Here is a 14264-nt window from a genome sequence, read left to right as displayed (position 1 = left end):
CTACTCCGCAGCCCGCTCCTGATAGCGATTGATCGGGCCCACGGACGCGTGGTGAGTTAGCGCCAGTAAGGCCGAGCGAGCGTCGCCAGTTCCGCCACCTTGCTGACATCGATCCCGAGATGCGTCTCGTCGATGCCGAGCGCTGGCCACTGCATGACCAACTCGATAGGCCCCGCTGGTGGGAGAGGCCACAGCCACAGACGGTCAGCCGAAGAGTATGTGCTTCCCCCTCCACCACCTCCTTGCTCCCACCGGCTGAGGATGTATCCCGCGGGTTCGATCATCGGATCACGACCCTCGAAGGACGGGGAGGCGTCGGTGACCTTACTTCCGTCTGCGAGCAGGACGCCGAACCGCAATCGACCCGCGAGGTCGACGGGGCCACCGAACGACATGTGCTCCATGAATACGGCGCACAGCTCATTCCATTCGTTTCGCGGTAGACCGTTACGGCGCAAACGCCGTTCCACGCGCAGCTCGATCCCCTCACGGTGCACGGCGATCCCCACGAGGGCAATCGCGGCGTGATCCGTCGCCGCGAGGAGCTCCGAGATGCCGAGCAGAGCGGGCAGTTCATCCTCAGGCGCCTGCCACCAGCGAGGTTGGGACGATTCGGTCTCTTCCAGTTCGGGGATCTCAGGGTCTGGCGGAAAGAAGGTCATGGCGTCAGCCCACCACGTCGGGCTCTGACTCAGCAAGGACGCTTGCCTGCCGTGCAACGCTGCCCACAGACGTCGATGGCCCGCGATCCCTGCATCAAAGGATCACAGGCCATCGATTGGCTCCCCGGCTTGGACGCGAACCAAGAACCTGCCGTCTCGGCGGTGCTCAGGCGAGGCGCAAGCCTGGCTAGAAGTCTCACTGGGCAACTCCGGCGGGATTACGCGGAAGTTGGGCGCGGTGCGGCCCGATTCTTCCCGGCCGAGAGGGTCAGCCCGCCTTCCGACGGGCGATTTGCCCGAGAAGTAGCAGCAAGCAAACCCCTGGTCACCAGGCGTGTTCGGCTGCCCGGAGAGTTCGCTATGGGATCATCAGTGCGGCAACCGAGGCGACGAGGCCGACGCCCAGGACGGATGCGCCGCCGATCGCCACGATGCGCGCGCGATGAGCGGTCACGCGAGCTGCGGAAAGTGCCGCACCGAAGCCCAGTGCAAGCGCAAGGGCCGCGCCGACGAAAGCGATCGTGGCTTGCAGCTGGTAATCAGGACTCGGCAATGCCGGATACACCGGCATCACCGCGTATCGCAGCGATGCGACAGCGCAGAGCACGGCGACGACCACGAGCGTGATCACCCCAAGGCTCACCCAAGAAGCAATCCTCGACATCCTGCTCTTCTCCGTTGCGCGCACGCTCGCCTCCCCCGCCCAGTATGCCGATCTCGGACGCCCTTCGTCAGAGCCAAAACGCCATCAGCGCGCTTGCCTGCCTGAGCTGCGTCGCCCCGGCTTGTCCTCACCGCTCCTGGGCGCTGCGGCGGTCACGTCGAGTCGCTCCTGGCCGCTCAGAGAGCTCCACGAGCGGGCGCGGCCGCGTGCTGCGTGGCCGGATGCGCGTACGGCGCGTTCGTCGGCCCACCCGTTGAGGAGGTGCCCTGCGTGGCCGCGCACATGCTCGAAGGTGACGTCAGGTATGCCCGCGGCTCGGCGCGCGTCCCGAGCGGTGATCAGCTGCTCAAGGATCTCCTGGTTCGCCACCGGCTTCTTCGCGCTGGTGACCCAACCGCGGCGCCGGTGACCATCCATCCACTTCGTGTACGTGTCGATCGCGTACATCGAGTCGGCTTGGATGTGCAGGTGTGCCACGTCCTGATGCATCGTGATGGCGTGAAGCACTGCCAGCAGCTCGCCGATGTTGTTGGTTCCCTGCGGGACGGAGCCGGCAGCCCAGTGCCCGTCCTCGGCGACCCACGCCCATCCTGCCGGGCCCGGGTTGCCCTTGCAGGCGCCGTCGGTGGCGACGATGTACCTCTCCCCCATCACGCTTCCTCGAGCACGACGTTGACCTTCTGCACCCATGCGTCACGGGAACCGTCGTCATAGCGCACACGCACATCCGTGACGGTGCTTCCCGCATCCCCGACGATCTTGCCTTCTCGCTTGGTGCGACGGTGATGGAACCGCCTGCCTTTCATGCCCGCCACGGCGGCCTCCCTTCCTGGACCCGACGGCCCACGCTACTGTTCCTCGCGAACGGTTCTTGACGCCCCGCGCGTGTCCGCGACGCTGGCCCGCGCGAGGTCGTTCTCGGCGACCGCAAGCTGGCGCTTGAGGTCGGCGACCGTCGCCAACCACAGCTGAGCGAGCTGTTCCACGGTCGAGGCTCGAGTGACCTCAGCGAACAGGCCACCCCACACCAGCTGCGCCTTCGCCTTGACCGCAGTGATCACTTCCTCGGCACTGTCGGCGTACTCGGTGATCCGGACCTCCTCGCCGGCACCGTTGCGAACCTTCGCCCGCCCACGGAACCGGTCACCTCGCTGGTCGATCGTCACCTTGCCGAGCTGGCCGGGTGCTTTGCGAGGCCTAGCCACGACGGACGGTCCGCTTCTCGATGTAGTCGATCAGGGCCTGCTTGTGGTAACGAACGCTGTCACCGATCTTCACGAAGTCGGGGCCCTTGTCCGGCGTGGAACGCCACGACTGCACCGTGCGCACCGACACATGGAGGATCTGGGCGACGTCGTGCTCGTCGTACTGGGGGTAGATGTGCTCGGGGAACCCCTTGAACCCCTTCGCCTTCTTCTGCTTGCTCTTCTTGCCTGAGGCCGGTTGTGTGCTCATGCGTTTCACATGCACGGCATTTTTAGGAACCGGTCGTGCGGCAGCGATGCCACGTCGTAACAGATCGTAAGGCCCTTGGGAAAACTCGCCTTGACGGGGGTTTTGTGTGCGTTTTGTGGACCCGAATCGCCCATGCGGCTGAAGCACGAAGCCCCCTCTCCCTTGTGTTTACTAGGGAAGAGGGGGCTTGTTGGCTCCCCGGCTTGGACTCGAACCAAGAACCTGCCGGTTAACAGCCGGCTGCTCTGCCAATTGAGCTACCGAGGAATGCTGTCCGCTCTCGCGGCAACCAGAACAGCTTAGCAAATGTCAGGGGCTGTTCATGACACCGGCAGCCCCCGGGCGTGCCGGGTGTCCGGCGTGTGGATCATCCCCCCGGCCTCGCTGCGGGCGACGACATGCCCGCCCTGCAGGTGGAGCCGTTCGGCGCCCAGTTCGCGCACGAAGTCGGTGTCGTTCGTCACGATCAGCGACGCCATGCCCCATTGCCGGCGACGGCGCACGATCGCCTCGAACGCGACGTGCCGCACCTCGGGGTCGAGGTTGGCGAGGGGCTCGTCCGCGACGAGCAGTTTCGGGTCGAGCACGAGAGCGCGCGCGAGCGCGACCCTCTGGCGCATGCCGGCACTGAGCTCGTACGGGAACTTGTCGGCGGTGCCGATCGGCAGGTGAAGCTCGTCGAGGAGCGATGCGATGCGCACCCCGAGCGCCCGCTGGCTCACGCGGCGATCTCGGGAGACGAGCGGCTCTGAGAGCACGTCGGCGACCGACAACCGCGTGGGCAGGTCCGGGCCGGCGCCCTGGGGAAGGTAGCCGGCCCGGAAGGTCAGCACCCGCAGCGCCCGGCCGGGGCGTCGCACCGACACGCCGCACACCTGCGCGTCCCCGCCCGCGACGCTCAGGGAATCGTCGCGGCGCCCGGCGAGCGTTGCGACGAGGCTCGATTTGCCCGAACCCGTGGCGCCCGACACGCAAAGCGTGCCCGACCACGGCAGTGTGAACGAAACACCGTCGACGGCGCGGATCGCCGGGCCCCGCCCGGCGCGGGCGATGCTGAGGTCCTCGCACCGGATCGCGTACTCAGGATCCTCGACGATGCGCATTCCCCCATTGTGCCTGACGTACCGCGGTCAGTCCTCGGGGTGGAGGCGCCGGCGCTCGGCATCCAGGTCACGCAACTGCACGCGCAGCGCTCGCCCCTCTTCGGAGTCCGCCGGCACGCGCTGGATCGCGCCGAGCAGCTCGTTCTTGCGCTGCGCGATCGCTCCCAGCACGATCTGGCGGGCGAGGTCGTCGATCGAGGCGACCGCGTGGTTCTCGTCCCTGGCCGGGAAGTCGCGGGCCAGCAGCTCGCCCGCGAGCGTGCGATAGGCGGCCGGCGTGTTCTCGACCACCGCCAGGGCCCAGCCCGGCTTGGATCGGTCCGTGGCCTCGAGCGTCGCCCGCACGGCCTCGAGCGCCGGATGGTGGAACGGCACGGCCAGGGCGCGCAGGAACAAAACGGGGTCGACGCGGTGCCCGTACTGCAGGAAGCCCGTGAGCGCGTCGCGTTCGCGGGCCACGTCGACCGTGCGTGGCAGCGCGGCGAGCGTCGCCGCCGGCGGGGCCACGGCCGCTCCCCCGGTGTCGCCAGGCGCGGCCGCCCCGGGCTGCGCCGCGGCCGCCTGGCGACCGTCCGTGCCGCGGCGGGCCTCGGCGCCCGCGGCCGCAGCCCGCCGCTGCACCTCCTGGTGCACCTCCGTCGGGTCCATCCCGAGGCGCCGGGCGAGCACCCGCTCGTAGCCGGGGCGCAGCAACCGGTCGCGGATCTCGGCGACGATCGGCGCGGCGGCGCGGAGCGCGCCGACCCGCCCCTCCACCGAGCCGAGGTCGAACCCCGCGATGCGCCGGTCGATCATGAACTCGAACATCGGCACCTTGTGGTCCATCAGGGCCCGCACGGCGGCGTCGCCGCGCTGCAGCCGCAGGTCGCACGGGTCCAGTCCCTCGGGCGCGACGGCGACGTAGGACTGGGCGTTGAAGCGCTTCTCCTCGGCGAACGCGCGCACGGCGGCCTTCTGGCCGGCCTCATCGGGGTCGAACGTGAACACCACCTCGCCCGACGTGTCGTCGTCGCCCATCACCCGTCGCAGCACCGTGACGTGCTCCGAACCGAACGCCGTGCCGCAGGTCGCGATCGCCGTCGTGACCCCCGCCAGGTGGCACGCCATCACGTCGGTGTACCCCTCGACGACCACGACGCGCTTGGGGTCTCCTCGCGAGATGTCGCGCTTGGCCAGGTCGAGCCCGTACAGCACCTGGTTCTTCTTGTAGATCGGCGTCTCAGGGGTGTTGAGGTACTTCGGCCCCTTGTCGTCGTCGTAGAGGCGGCGTGCCCCGAACCCGATCGTCTGGCCGGTGACGTCGCGGATCGGCCAGACGACCCGACCGCGGAAGCGGTCGTAGACCCCGCCGCGCTGATTGGTGGAGACGAGCCCCGCGGTCGCCAGCTCCTCGCGACTGAATCCCTGCCCCGTGAGCGCCTTGAGCATGCCGTCCCAGCCCTTGGGCGCGTAACCCACGCCGAAGTGCGCCGCGGCGGCCGGATCGAAGCCGCGCTCGCCGAGGAACCGGCGCGCCGCCTCGGCCTCGGGCGTCACGAGCTGTGCACGGAAGAACTCCGCCGCGGCCGCGTTGGCCGCCAGCAGCCGCGCCCGCCCGCTCGTCTCGGGCGCCGGGCCGCCGTCCTCGTAGTGCAGCGTGTAGCCGATGCGCGCGGCGAGACGCTCGACCGCCTCGGTGAACGACATGTGGTCCATGGCGCGCAGGAAGCTGTAGACGTCGCCCGACTCACCGCAGCCGAAGCAGTGGTAATAGCCGTGCTGCGGGCGCACATGGAAGCTCGGCGACTTCTCGTCGTGAAAGGGGCACAGACCCTTGAGCGAGCCGACCCCCGCCGACTTCAGCGCCACCCGCTCCCCGACGACGTCCGCGATGTTCGTGCGCGCCTTGACCTCATCGACGTCGGCCTGGCGGATGCGCGGCATGTCAGCGCGCCCCCGCCGGCTGCGGCGTGCGGTCGGGGCTGCGGCGGCCGTGGCGCGGCGCCCAGATGCCCACCTCACCGGGGTCGATCTCGCCGACGAGCCGGTTGTGCCACGCCACCGCGGTCTGATCGGTCAGGCTCGCGATCTGGTCGATGATCACCCGTTTGCGTGCCGCGTCACTGTCGGCCGCATGAAAGTCCGCCGCGAAGGCCGGCTCGAGCGCGTCGGCTCCCGTCGACCACAGCGCGTCGGTGGCCAGCAGGGCATCCGCGATGCGCTTCAGCACCCGGCGCTGCTCCTTGTACACGCCCTTGCGCGCGTCGAGTGTGACGATCGCCGCGCCCATCAGCCCCTTCAGCACCGCGATCTCGACCTCGACGACGCGCGGCACCACGACGTGAGCCTGATAACGCGCGAGCGAGGCCGCGGGGTAGGCCTCACGCGTGGCGCTCACCGCGGCGCGCGCGAAGCGGCCGATGAGGTCGCTCGTGAGGTTCTTCAGCCGTGCGAGGTCCTGCCGCGAGCGGTCGAACCCCCGCAGCCACATCGGCTGCCGCGTCAGCCGGTAGAGACCGTCGGCGAGCTCGTCCCGCGTGTAGTCGTAACCCACCCACTGCTGGATCTGACCGACGAGCGGATAGTGCTCGACGGGGTCGCTCACCCGCGACAGATCGAGATAGCCGTTCAGCACCGCATCCTCGAAGTCGTGCACGGAGTACGCGATGTCGTCCGAAAGGTCCATCACCTCGGCCTCGATGCACCGCAGGCGCCCCGGCGCGTCCTGTCGCATCCAGTGGAAGACGTCCTCGTCCTCGGGATACACCCCGAACTTCAGCCGCCCGCCGGGATCCGGCAGCGGGTTGTCGACCGTCCACGGGTACTTGCACGTGGCGTCGAGCGACGCGCGGGTCAGGTTCAGGCCGAACGAGCGGCCGCCGTCCTCCACCTTCGCCTCGAGGCGCGTGAGGATGCGCAGGCTCTGCGCGTTCCCCTCGAAGCCGCCGATGTCCTCGCCCCACTCGTTGAGCGCCCGCTCGCCGTTGTGCCCGAAGGGCGGGTGCCCGAGGTCATGGCTGAGGCAGGCGGTGTCGACGACGTCGGCCGCCAGCCCGAGCGCGTTGCCGATCTCGCGGCCCACCTGTGCCACCTCGAGCGAGTGGGTGAGCCGGTTGCGCGCGAAGTCGGCGGGACTGGCGGGGCTGAGCACCTGGGTCTTGGCCGCGAGGCGCCGCAGCCCCGCGGAGTGCAGCACCCGCGCCCGGTCACGAGCGAAGTCGTCGCGTTCGGAGCGGTGCCTCTCCCGGAAGAAGCGCTCCGCGTCGGCGTCGGTGTAGCCGGCCGGACGCGGGGATTCAGCCGCCACTGGTGTCCAACTCCGCATCCGCCAGCGCCCGCGTCTCCGCCGCGTCCATCGTGCGCGACTCGAGCCAGCGATCGGGCAGCACCGTGCGCTTCGGCCGGCCCGCCCGCCGCGCTGCCCCTCCGCCGCCTCGCCGGGATAGGGGGCGTCGAGGTCCAGCTGCGCGATGAGGTCGTCGATGTGCGCGAGGCTCGTCACCTGAGCGAACTGCCCCCGCAGGTCGCCACCCACCGGGTAGCCCTTGAAGTACCACGCGGCGTGCTTGCGGATGTCGCGGCAGCCGCGCTCCTCGCTCTCGAAGAACTCGACGAGAAGCTCTGCGTGCCGCCGGAACGCCTGGGCCACGAACCCGAGCGTGGCATCGACCTGCACGCCCTCGCCGCCGAACGCGCGCGACAGGTCGCCGAACAGCCAGGGCCGGCCGAGGCAGCCCCGCCCGACCACGACGCCGTCGCAGCCGGTCTCGTCCATCATCCGCACCGCGTCGGCGGCGCTCCAGATGTCGCCGTTGCCGAGCACGGGGATGCTCGTCACGGTCTCCTTCAGCTTCGCGATCGCCGACCAGTCGGCATGGCCGGAGTAGAACTCGTTGGCCGTGCGCGCGTGCAGCGCGACCGCCTTGACGCCCTCGTCCTCGGCGATCCTCGCCGCGTCGAGGTACGTGAGGTGGTCGGCATCGATGCCTTTGCGCATCTTGACCGTGACCGGCAGTCCTCCGGCGCCCTCCACGGCGCCGCGCACGATCGCACGGAACAGGTCGAGCTTCCACGGCAGGGCGGACCCCCCGCCCTTGCGCGTCACCTTGGGCACCGGGCAACCGAAGTTCAGGTCGATGTGATCGGCGCGATCCTCCTCGGCGATGATCCGAGCCGCCTCGCGCGTGTAGTGCGGGTCGACGCCGTACAGCTGGATCGACCGCGGGGTCTCCGACTCGTGGAACTGCACGAGCCGCATCGTCACGGGGTTGCGCTCCACGAGCGCGCGCGTCGTGATCATCTCGCTCACGTACAGACCGCCGCCGTACTCGCGGCACAGCCGCCGGAACGCCGTGTTGGTGATGCCCGCCATGGGCGCCAGGACGACGGGGACATCCGAGCGGATGCCGCCGATCTGCAGACCGCGCGTGGCGGCGGGCGCGTCGAGTACGGAGGTCACGGGTTCATTCTCTCAGAACCGAGCCGTGCGACGGCCTTGCGCCGTAGGCTGACGGCATGGCCGAGACGCCCGACATCCGCCGCATCCCCTTCGCCGACGCGCGGGGCGAAGCGCGAACGCTGGCCGACTACGCCGGCGGACCCGTGCTCGTCGTGAACGTGGCCTCGCGGTGTGGATTGACCCCGCAGTACGAGCAGCTGGAGCAGTTGCAGCGTACCTACGGCGGCCGCGGGTTGACGGTGCTGGGCTTCCCGTGCAACCAGTTCATGGGCCAGGAACCGGGATCGATCGAGGAGATCCTGGATTACTGCGCGACCACCTGGGGGGTGTCGTTCCCGATTCACGACAAGGTCAAGGTCAACGGTCCGCACGCGCATCCCCTCTACAAGGCCCTCAAGAAGACGAAGGACGAGCACGGGCTGGCCGGCCCTGTGGCCTGGAACTTCGAGAAGTTCCTCGTCGCCCCGGACGGATCGGTCACCCGCTTCCGTCCGCCGACGAAGCCGGACGACCCCGCCGTCGTCGCGGCGATCGAGGCCGCGCTCGCCTGAGCGTCAGGCCCGCTTCTCGGCCCAGACCTGGCGCGCCACCTGCGCGAAGGCCTCCGGCGGCTGCGCGCCGCTGACGCCGTAGCGTCCGTCGATGACGAAGAACGGGACCCCACCGATTCCGTAGGCGCTTGCCTGCGCCTGGTCGGCCCGCACCGCGTCGAGGTAGGCGCCGGCCTCCAGCGCCTCACGGGCCGCGGCGCCGTCGAGCCCGACCTCCTCGGCCAGGGCGACGAGCTCATCGATACGCCCGACGTGCCGGCCCTCGACGAAGTATGCCGACAGCAGCCGCTCTTTCATCTCGAGCTGCTTGCCGTGCGCCTTCGCGAAATGGATCAGCTCGTGCGCCTTGACGGTGTTCGTGTGCTTCTGCAGGTCGAAACGGTAATGGAGCCCCGCCCCCTCCGCGATCTGCGCCACCCGGTCGTTCATCGCCTGCGCCTGCTCGATCGAGATGCCCTTGTGCGCCGCGAGGAACTCCGCGGAGCTGCCCTCGAAGTCCACGGGCGTATCGGGCGACAGCTCGAAGGAGTGGTACTCGATCTCCACGCGCGGCGCGTCGTCGTCGCCGGCGGTCTCGGCGAGCCCCTTCTCGAGATTGCGCTTGCCGATGTAGCACCACGGGCAGGCGACGTCGCTCCAGATGTCGATCTTGATGGGGGCAGGCGAGGAGGTCATGTCATCCTCAACGGATTCCGCGCGACGGCATTCCCGCATCGTCCGCCGGCGCGTCCACGGCGCCACCGAAGCGCCGATCGCGGTCGAGGAAGATCTGGATGCCGTGCCACAGCTCCTCGCGGCTGAAGTCGGGCCAGAGCGTGTCGAGGAACACCATCTCGGCGTAGGCGGACTGCCACAGCAGAAAGTTCGAGGTGCGCTGCTCGCCGCTGGAGCGCAGGAACAGGTCGACGTCCGGCATGTCGGGCACGTAGAGGTGCCGGCGCAGCGTCTTCTCGGTGATGGCAGCCGGCGAGATGCGGCGCGCGGCCGCCTCCTCCGCGATCCGTCGCACGGCGTCGACGATCTCGTTGCGCCCGCCATAGTTGATGCACATCGTGAGGGTGAGCACATCGTTGCGCGCGGTCAGCTGCTCGGCGAAGCGCAGCTCGTTGATGACCGAGCGCCACAGTCGGGGCGTCCGTCCCGCCCACCGCACGCGCACGCCCCACTCGTTGAGCTGATCACGGCGCCGGTGCAGCACGTCGCGGTTGAAGCCCATCAGGAAGCGCACCTCATCGGGCGAGCGCCGCCAGTTCTCGGTCGAGAACGCGTACACCGAGAGGTGCTTGACGCCGGCCTGGATCGCGCCGGCCACGACGTCGAGAAGCACCTCCTCCCCCGCACGATGCCCCTCGATGCGCGAGAGGCCGCGGCGGTTGGCCCAGCGACCGTTGCCGTCCATCACGATGGCGACGTGATTCGGCACCGGGCCCGGGAAGGCGGGAGGGTGTGCGCCCGTCCAGTCGAGCGGCCGGTACGGCACGGCGTCGCGGTGGGTGTACGGCTTGCTCAACGCTTTCCTCCGACGTGCGGGAGCGCGCGCAGGCCGCGCTCGAGGGTCCATTGCACGTATGCCGACACCAGCCCCGATGCGGCATCGAGCTCCCGCTGGTCGGCGACATCCACCACATCCCACTCCCCCGCCCGCAGCGCGCGCATCAGGTCGAGCGTGCGTCGTGGCACCCGCGCGCTGCCGGTGGGCGCGCACGATGCGCACACGATGCCTCCCAGCTGCGACACGAACGCGTCGTGCGGGCCGGGGGCTCCGCAGCGCGCACAGTCGTCGAGGGCGGGCGCCCAGCCGGACAGCGACATGGCCCGCAGCAGGTACGAGCTCATGATCGCGGGGGTGGGGTGTTCCGCCCGCGACAGCGCGCGCAGCGCTCCGACGAGCAGGAAGTAGTGCTGCGGCTCTGCGCCCGCCTCGTTGAGCCGGTCGGCGGCCTCGGCCATGGCGCTCGCGGCGGTGTAGCGGTCGTAGTCGGCCGCGATGTCGGCTCCGTACGCGCCGAGCGAGTCCGCCTGCTGCACGATGTCGAGGCTGCGACCGGCGTACAGCTGCACGTCGACGACCATGAACGGCTCCAGTCGGGCGCCGAACTTCGACGACGTGCGCCGCACCCCCTTCGCGACGGCGCGCACCTTGCCGTGGCGGCGGCTCAGCAGCGTGACGATCCGGTCGGCCTCGCCCAGCTTGTGGGTGCGCAGCACGACGGCTTCGTCTCGGTAGGTGGGCACCATCCGATTATCCGCCCCGGCCATGCGAGCGGCCTGAGGCGCGACGACGCGACGGACGATGCCTGGCACGATGGAGTCGTGGACGCCCCGCTTTTCGTGATCCCGCTGTGGGCCGACCTTCTCGCGGTGGCCCTCGGCGGCATCCAGGGCGCCGTCTTCGCCTCCGGATTTCAGGGCCAGCGCCGCCTCGACTGGCTCGGCGTCGCGATCATCGGGATCATGCTCGGCATGGGGGGCGGTCTCATCCGCGACATTCTGCTCGGCGTGACGCCGGCGACGCTGCAGTCGAACTGGTACCTCGTCACGGCGGTGGCTGCCTCGCTCACGGGCATGCTCCTGGCCGGCGTCTTCCAGCGACTGAACCCTCTCATCGTGGGGCTCGATGCCGTGGCGATGGGGCTGTTCGGCGCGGTCGGCACCTCGAAGGCCCTCGCGTACGGCCTGCCGATCGTGCCCGCGGTCTTCATCGGGATGTGCGCCGCGGTGGGCGGCGGGATCATCCGCGACATCGCGATGGGGCTGCCGGTCGCCATCATGCATGTCGGGTCGCTGTACGCGATCGCCGCCCTCGCGGGCGGTGCCGTGCTCGCGGGGTCCTACGTGCTCGGCGCGGACATCGCCGTGGCCGCCGTGATCGGTGCCGCCGTGACGGCGCTCATCCGCCTGCTCGCCGTGATCTTCGACGTGTCGCTGCCCGAGCAGCGCCGCATCCATCGCCGCAAGGTCGCGCTCGAGACCTCCGCGATCCCCGTCGTCACCGCCGAGGAGGTGCGCGAGGGCGCCCACATCCCGCTCACCGGTGCGATCGTCGTCCCGGATGCTCCGGGGCAGCGGCGGCGGTGGTGGTTCCGCCGCCGCTGACCGGTCAGACCGCGACGAGCTCGCGCTCGCGTGCCCGGATGGAGCGGTTCACCGCCGAGACGATGGCCTTCAGCGAGGCCATCGAGATGTCGCCGTCGATGCCCACTCCCCACAGGCGCTGTTCGTCCACCTGCAACTCCACGTATGCGGCTGCCTGCGCGTCGCCGGAGGCAGCCATGGTGTGCTCGACGTAGTCGTACAGCGTCACCTCGTGCCCGGCATCGCGCAGCACCTCGAGGAACGCCGCGATCGGCCCGTTGCCGCGACCGGACACGGTGCGCTCGTCGTCGCCGTCGCGCAGCGTCACCGACAGGGCCACGTCCGAGCCCGTGCTCTGCGTCTCGGTGGACAGGATCTCGAACCGGCCCCAGCGCTCGGCCGGGTCGGATGCGGGCAGGTACTCGTCGCGGAAGATCCGCCAGATCTGCTCGCTCGTGACCTCGCCGCCCTCGGCGTCCGTGTGGCTCTGCACCACGCCCGAGAACTCGATCTGCAGCCGCCGCGGCAGGTCCAGGGAGTGGTCCGCCTTCAGCAGGTAGGACACCCCGCCCTTGCCGGACTGCGAGTTGACGCGGATGACCGCCTCGTACGAGCGGCCCAGGTCCTTCGGATCGACGGGCAGGTACGGCACCGCCCACTCGATCTCGTCCACGTCCACGCCGGCCGCCTTGGCCCGGCCCTCCATCGCCTCGAAGCCCTTCTTGATGGCGTCCTGGTGCGAGCCGCTGAAGGCGGTGAAGACGAGGTCCCCCGCCCACGGGCTGCGCTCGGGCACCGGCAGCTGATTGCAGTACTCCACCGTGCGCTTGACCTGGTCGATGTCGCTGAAGTCGATCTGCGGGTCGATGCCCTGCGTGAACAGGTTCACACCGAGCGCCACCAGGTCGACGTTGCCGGTGCGCTCACCGTTGCCGAACAGGCACCCCTCGATGCGGTCGGCGCCCGCCAGGTATCCGAGCTCGGCGGCGGCGACCGCGGTGCCGCGGTCGTTGTGGGGGTGCAGCGACAGGATCACGTTCTCGCGGTGATGCAGGTGGCGCCCCATCCACTCGATCGAGTCGGCGTAGACGTTGGGCGTGGCCATCTCGACCGTTGCGGGCAGGTTGATGATGAGCTTGCGCTCGGGCGTGGGCACGAGCACCTCCATCACGCGGTTGCAGATCTCCGCGGCGAACTCCAGCTCGGTGCCGGTGTACGACTCGGGCGAGTACTCGTAGTAGACGGTCGTCTCGGGGATCGTCGCCTCGTACTTCTTGCACAGCCGCGCGCCCTCGAGCGCGATGTCGATGATCCCCTGGCGGTCGGTGCGGAAGACCACCTCGCGCTGCAGCACGCTGGTGGAGTTGTAGAGGTGCACGATCGCCTGGCGCGCGCCGCGCAGCGCCTCGTAGGTGCGGGCGATGAGGTGCTCGCGCGCCTGGGTCAGCACCTGGATCGTGACGTCGTCGGGAATCGCACCGTCCTCGATGAGGTCGCGCACGAAATCGAAATCGGTCTGGCTGGCCGACGGGAAGCCGACCTCGATCTCCTTGTAGCCCATCTTCACAAGCAGGTCGAACATCACCCGCTTGCGCTGGGGATCCATGGGATCGATCAGCGCCTGGTTGCCGTCGCGCAGGTCGACCGCGCACCAGCGCGGTGCCTTCTCGATGCGCCGGGAGGGCCAGCTGCGGTCGGGCAGGTCGACGGCGATCTGCTCGTGGTACGGCCGGTATCGGTGGACCGGCATGGGGGAAGGCTGCTGACGGTTCTGCATTGCTCTGCTCTCTCTCGCGAATGAATGCGGGCCACGCGAGACTCCGCGACGAGAGAGGCCCTAGAACGAGCTCTCGTCGCGGCAGCTAAGCAGAAGCAGGCCGGTCGGACGCACGTTCCCAGGCTACCACGCAATCTGCACGGTTGCAGGGCGCCGGCCGCCCCGACCCTGTGCATCCTGCTCACCGCAAGCAGGCCCGGGTCGCGCAACGCGCCCCGGGCCCGGCGGTCGACCGCGGTCAGCGGCTCTCTTCCTCGTGCTTCATCGCCACGCCCAGCGCGAAGAACGTGGGCGCCCACTCGCCGATGAACAGACCCCAGCGGTCGGCCTGCTCGCGGCGGTCATGCGTGAGCGTCAAGGCCCACTTCAGGAACGTCGCCGCGATGGAGAGGAACCCCGCGAGGTAGAGGTGCGAGCTGCGCACCCCCCACTTGCCGAGCAGCGTGAGAGGGTTCCACCGCGTCTTGGCGGCCACCTCCCGCACGGCACCCTGCGCCTGCTCCGCGGTCTCCTGCGCCTTGCTGGCCATATCGGTCATG

General features: G+C 69.6%; 16 protein-coding genes, 1 tRNA gene and 1 pseudogene. 2 read left to right on the top strand and 16 right to left on the bottom strand.

The window, feature by feature from the left end; translation table 11 throughout:
- Positions 1 to 56: 56 nt before the first annotated feature.
- The 11 genes and pseudogenes from N8N77_RS00695 to dusB form a co-directional block, all read right to left on the bottom strand.
- On the bottom strand, positions 57 to 662 hold the full coding sequence (locus N8N77_RS00695) for a hypothetical protein (RefSeq protein ID WP_261163877.1): 606 nt from the start codon (positions 660 to 662) through the stop codon (positions 57 to 59).
- Between the two features lie 358 nt (positions 663 to 1020).
- On the bottom strand, positions 1021 to 1293 hold the full coding sequence (locus N8N77_RS00690; RefSeq protein WP_261163876.1) for a hypothetical protein: 273 nt from the start codon (positions 1291 to 1293) through the stop codon (positions 1021 to 1023).
- Positions 1294 to 1410: 117 nt separating this feature from the next.
- The gene (locus tag N8N77_RS00685) at positions 1411 to 1977 is read right to left on the bottom strand and encodes a ribonuclease H (RefSeq protein WP_261163874.1); all 567 of its coding nucleotides are present in this window, start codon (positions 1975 to 1977) and stop codon (positions 1411 to 1413) included.
- A complete protein-coding gene (locus N8N77_RS00680; protein ID WP_261163873.1) occupies positions 1977 to 2141 on the bottom strand; it encodes a hypothetical protein in 165 nt (54 codons plus the stop codon). Before N8N77_RS00680 ends, N8N77_RS00685 begins: the two co-directional genes overlap by 1 nt.
- A gap of 33 nt (positions 2142 to 2174) precedes the next feature.
- A complete protein-coding gene (locus tag N8N77_RS00675) occupies positions 2175 to 2492 on the bottom strand; it encodes a hypothetical protein (RefSeq protein ID WP_261163872.1) in 318 nt (105 codons plus the stop codon).
- A 31-nt stretch (positions 2493 to 2523) separates the two neighbouring features.
- Positions 2524 to 2781, bottom strand: coding sequence for a helix-turn-helix domain-containing protein (locus tag N8N77_RS00670; protein WP_261163871.1), 258 nt, complete (start codon positions 2779 to 2781; stop codon positions 2524 to 2526).
- Between the two features lie 191 nt (positions 2782 to 2972).
- A tRNA-Asn gene (locus N8N77_RS00665) sits at positions 2973 to 3048 on the bottom strand.
- A 53-nt stretch (positions 3049 to 3101) separates the two neighbouring features.
- Positions 3102 to 3884, bottom strand: coding sequence for an ATP-binding cassette domain-containing protein (locus tag N8N77_RS00660; protein ID WP_261163870.1), 783 nt, complete (start codon positions 3882 to 3884; stop codon positions 3102 to 3104).
- A 27-nt stretch (positions 3885 to 3911) separates the two neighbouring features.
- Positions 3912 to 5807, bottom strand: coding sequence for a DNA primase (dnaG, locus tag N8N77_RS00655; protein ID WP_261163869.1), 1896 nt, complete (start codon positions 5805 to 5807; stop codon positions 3912 to 3914).
- A 1-nt stretch (position 5808) separates the two neighbouring features.
- Complete coding sequence (locus tag N8N77_RS00650; protein WP_261163868.1) at positions 5809 to 7188, bottom strand: deoxyguanosinetriphosphate triphosphohydrolase; 1380 nt, start codon at positions 7186 to 7188, stop codon at positions 5809 to 5811.
- Positions 7160 to 8322: pseudogene (gene dusB / locus N8N77_RS00645) on the bottom strand (tRNA dihydrouridine synthase DusB). The gene N8N77_RS00650 and the pseudogene dusB overlap by 29 nt, the downstream one beginning before the upstream one ends.
- Before the next feature lie 56 nt (positions 8323 to 8378).
- On the opposite strand from dusB, the gene N8N77_RS00640 reads away from it, so the two are divergent.
- Positions 8379 to 8873, top strand: a complete 495-nt coding sequence (locus N8N77_RS00640) for a glutathione peroxidase (protein WP_261163867.1) — start codon at positions 8379 to 8381, stop codon at positions 8871 to 8873.
- Between the two features lie 3 nt (positions 8874 to 8876).
- On the opposite strand, the gene N8N77_RS00635 is transcribed toward N8N77_RS00640, so the two are convergent.
- The 3 genes from N8N77_RS00635 to recO are packed head-to-tail and all read right to left on the bottom strand — an operon-like array spanning position 8877 to position 11108.
- Positions 8877 to 9548 carry a DsbA family protein gene (locus N8N77_RS00635; RefSeq protein ID WP_261163866.1) on the bottom strand — a complete coding sequence of 224 codons (672 nt, stop codon included), beginning with the start codon at positions 9546 to 9548 and terminating at the stop codon, positions 8877 to 8879.
- A 7-nt stretch (positions 9549 to 9555) separates the two neighbouring features.
- Positions 9556 to 10434, bottom strand: a complete 879-nt coding sequence (locus tag N8N77_RS00630; protein ID WP_396652756.1) for an isoprenyl transferase — start codon at positions 10432 to 10434, stop codon at positions 9556 to 9558.
- Positions 10380 to 11108, bottom strand: a complete 729-nt coding sequence (gene recO / locus N8N77_RS00625) for a DNA repair protein RecO (protein ID WP_261163864.1) — start codon at positions 11106 to 11108, stop codon at positions 10380 to 10382. Before recO ends, N8N77_RS00630 begins: the two co-directional genes overlap by 55 nt.
- Positions 11109 to 11186: 78 nt before the next feature.
- Here recO and N8N77_RS00620 point away from each other — a divergent pair, with 78 nt between their 5' ends.
- Complete coding sequence (locus tag N8N77_RS00620; RefSeq protein WP_261163863.1) at positions 11187 to 11969, top strand: trimeric intracellular cation channel family protein; 783 nt, start codon at positions 11187 to 11189, stop codon at positions 11967 to 11969.
- Positions 11970 to 11973: 4 nt separating this feature from the next.
- Here the strand turns inward: N8N77_RS00620 and leuA are convergent, their stop codons facing one another.
- A complete protein-coding gene (gene leuA / locus N8N77_RS00615; RefSeq protein WP_261163862.1) occupies positions 11974 to 13725 on the bottom strand; it encodes a 2-isopropylmalate synthase in 1752 nt (583 codons plus the stop codon).
- Between the two features lie 238 nt (positions 13726 to 13963).
- On the bottom strand, positions 13964 to 14263 hold the full coding sequence (locus N8N77_RS00610; RefSeq protein ID WP_261163861.1) for a hypothetical protein: 300 nt from the start codon (positions 14261 to 14263) through the stop codon (positions 13964 to 13966).
- Position 14264: the final 1 nt, after the last annotated feature.

It is taken from the genome of Microbacterium sp. Marseille-Q6965, from assembly GCF_946151065.1.
Taxonomy (GTDB): Bacteria; Actinomycetota; Actinomycetes; order Actinomycetales; family Microbacteriaceae; genus Microbacterium.
Note: the sequence above shows the minus strand (reverse complement) of the source record. Positions and strands in the feature narration are given on the sequence as shown.

Bases quoted from the DNA above. Each gene is read 5' to 3' on its own strand.
- N8N77_RS00695 (WP_261163877.1), bottom strand. From the start codon at position 662: ATGACCTTCTTTCCGCCAGACCCTGAGATCCCCGAACTGGAAGAGACC.
- N8N77_RS00685 (WP_261163874.1), bottom strand. From the start codon at position 1,977: ATGGGGGAGAGGTACATCGTCGCCACCGACGGCGCCTGCAAGGGCAAC.
- N8N77_RS00670 (WP_261163871.1), bottom strand. From the start codon at position 2,781: ATGAGCACACAACCGGCCTCAGGCAAGAAGAGCAAGCAGAAGAAGGCG.
- N8N77_RS00660 (WP_261163870.1), bottom strand. From the start codon at position 3,884: ATGCGCATCGTCGAGGATCCTGAGTACGCGATCCGGTGCGAGGACCTC.
- dnaG (WP_261163869.1), bottom strand. From the start codon at position 5,807: ATGCCGCGCATCCGCCAGGCCGACGTCGATGAGGTCAAGGCGCGCACG.
- N8N77_RS00650 (WP_261163868.1), bottom strand. From the start codon at position 7,188: ATGCGGAGTTGGACACCAGTGGCGGCTGAATCCCCGCGTCCGGCCGGC.
- N8N77_RS00640 (WP_261163867.1), top strand. From the start codon at position 8,379: ATGGCCGAGACGCCCGACATCCGCCGCATCCCCTTCGCCGACGCGCGG.
- N8N77_RS00635 (WP_261163866.1), bottom strand. From the start codon at position 9,548: ATGACCTCCTCGCCTGCCCCCATCAAGATCGACATCTGGAGCGACGTC.
- N8N77_RS00630 (WP_396652756.1), bottom strand. From the start codon at position 10,434: ATGGACCCTCGAGCGCGGCCTGCGCGCGCTCCCGCACGTCGGAGGAAA.
- leuA (WP_261163862.1), bottom strand. From the start codon at position 13,725: ATGCAGAACCGTCAGCAGCCTTCCCCCATGCCGGTCCACCGATACCGG.
- N8N77_RS00610 (WP_261163861.1), bottom strand. From the start codon at position 14,263: ATGACCGATATGGCCAGCAAGGCGCAGGAGACCGCGGAGCAGGCGCAG.